Annotated in this window: 1 protein-coding gene; it reads right to left on the minus strand. The window is 62.8% G+C overall.

Translation table 11 applies throughout. The annotated features are described in order from the left end of the window. Positions 1–454: S-layer homology domain-containing protein (locus PAT3040_RS39330; RefSeq protein WP_258235287.1), on the minus strand; the 454-nt coding region annotated here is incomplete at both ends.

Genomic DNA, 454 nt, shown 5'->3' on the forward strand with positions numbered 1-454 from the left:
GCCGCCCGGGTGACAGGCGCTTGCGGCTTAAAGGTTTTGTCCGCATAACCGGTAACGATGCCGCGCTCCAAGGCTTCCGCTATCGCCTCCCATGCGGGATGATCCCCCGCAATATCGCCGAACAACGGCACCCGCTCGCTGTCGAAATCGTTGTCCTCTTCGGTTTCGCCGTTGTCGCCACCATTGTCCTCTTCGGTTTTGCCGCCCGACGAAGGCGGATCTGACGGCGGCACGTATCCATTCGACGCATATACCGTCGATGCCGTCCGCTCCAGCAGTCCATGCTCCTCATCGTTGGCGTCGACGGCGACCACCTTGAACCCATAGGATGTTCCCGATGCGAGGCCGCTCACCGTATACGTGAGCACATCGCCCGCGACGCTCCCTTGCAAGCCGCCGTTTGCATAAATCCGATACCCTGCCGCTTCGCCGCCGGCAGCAGCGGCCGGCCCAG

It is taken from the genome of Paenibacillus agaridevorans, from assembly GCF_003112455.1.
Taxonomy (GTDB): Bacteria; Bacillota; Bacilli; order Paenibacillales; family Paenibacillaceae; genus Pristimantibacillus; species Pristimantibacillus agaridevorans.